This is a genomic window from Streptomyces spongiae, assembly GCF_009377185.1.
GTDB classification, from domain to species: domain Bacteria; phylum Actinomycetota; class Actinomycetes; order Streptomycetales; family Streptomycetaceae; genus Streptomyces; species Streptomyces spongiae.
In genome coordinates this window covers 1-1,570 of sequence record NZ_VJZC01001037.1, presented here as the reverse complement: position 1 = coordinate 1,570, position 1,570 = coordinate 1, and the positions used below count along the sequence as shown (strand labels likewise).

The following is a 1,570-nucleotide window of genomic DNA, read 5'->3' as shown; positions in this document are numbered from 1 at the left end:
CGGTGATCCGGGGCCCATGCCCGAGGAGGTGCACCGGTCATGAGTACGAGCACCCCGATCCTTCAAGCCCAGGGCGTCGGCGTCCGCTTCGGCGGGGTGCGCGCCCTGGACGGCGTGGACCTCGCCCTGCGCCCCGGCGAGGTGTGCGGGCTCATCGGTCCCAACGGGGCGGGAAAGACCACCCTGTTCGACGTCCTGTCCGGTATCCGCCGCCCCGACGAGGGCCGTGTGCTCCTCGACGGCTCCGACGTCACCCGCCGCTCCCCCGTGTGGCGCGCCCGGCACGGCATGCGGCGCACCTTCCAACGGCAGCAGCCCTTCGGCCAGTTGACGGTGGCGGACAATCTCGTCGTGGCCCAGGAGTGGCGCGGCGGCGGTGGCGGGCTCGCGGCCGACCTGGTGGGGGCGCCCACCCGGCGGCCGTACGAGAGGGCGCGCCGGGACCGGGCGGCCGAGGTGCTGGCCCTCTGCGGTCTGGGCGCGGTCGCCGAGTCGTACGCGGCGGCCCTGCCCGTGGGCCGGGCCCGCATGCTGGAGCTGGCCCGCGCGGTGGCGGACCCGCCCCGGGTGCTGCTCCTGGACGAGCCCGCCTCGGGCATGACCGCCGACGAGAGCCGTGCCCTCTCGGCCGTCGTGCTGCGGCTGGCGGCCGAGGAGGGCTGTGCGGTCCTCCTCGTCGAGCACAACGTCTCCTTCGTCATGGAGGTGTGCGCCCGGGTCGTCGTCCTGGACCTGGGGCGGGTCCTCGCCGAGGGGACGCCCGCCGAGGTGCGCGCGGACGCACGGGTGCGGGAGGCGTACCTCGGCACGGGCGTCACGAACTGAACGACCAATCACCAACTGACCGTCGGATCAGACGAGTTGGTAGCCGCGCAGGTTGGTGAGCAGCATGTAGGTGTTCTGGAGGGAGCCCGATGTGTCGCCCAGGGAGCGGTAGATGCCCCACTTGGGGCGGACTCGGTCGGCGAGGAAGGTGTCCACGCCGGTTTTCGACGCGTCGATGACGGTGCTCGAACCGCTCTTGAGGATCCAGCGGACCGAGCCCGCCGAGCCGTTGCCGACCTTGATCTGGAAGTCGACGTCCGTCCATTTGTCGTGCAGCGGATCGAGGGCGGTACGGCCGACGAGGGTATCGCTCTCGAACAGCTTCAGTTCGATGGTCTGCGCCCCGTTCACCCGGCGCAGCGACTGCACGACGATCGGCGAGGAGCCGGTGCCCGGCTGCTTCATCTGCATGATGTGGGTGAAGGTGGTGGTCGCCTTCAGCGAGCTCGGGATGTACATCGAGTACGTGACCCGCCAGGTCTGTCCCTCGGTCCACTTGAGGTAGTTGCTGCCGCTGCCGTTGCGCAGGCCGGTGACCTCCTGACGCTGACGGTCGGTGGAGGTGTCCCGGTCGACGGTGTGCATGTTGAAGCGCCAGTTGTTGCCCGTGGCGAAGATGTGCGGGGAGGCGGACGTGTGCGAGTCGGCGCGGTCGTCCTCGATGGTCTCGAAGGCGCCGAGGCCGTCCTCGCTCGCCGACGGGGACCACTTCAGCTGCCAGGAGGCGGCGTGGGCGGGGGAGGCG

At 71.1% G+C, this 1,570-nt stretch carries 2 protein-coding genes; one reads left to right on the top strand and one right to left on the bottom strand.

What is annotated here, in order from left to right:
• Positions 1 to 39: 39 nt before the first annotated feature.
• On the top strand, positions 40 to 825 hold the full coding sequence (locus tag FNH08_RS49910) for an ABC transporter ATP-binding protein (protein WP_152778626.1): 786 nt from the start codon (positions 40 to 42) through the stop codon (positions 823 to 825).
• A gap of 27 nt (positions 826 to 852) precedes the next feature.
• Here FNH08_RS49910 and FNH08_RS49905 read toward each other — a convergent pair.
• Positions 853 to 1,570 (bottom strand): heparin lyase I family protein (locus FNH08_RS49905; RefSeq protein WP_152778624.1); only part of this gene is annotated, 718 nt, incomplete at its 5' end.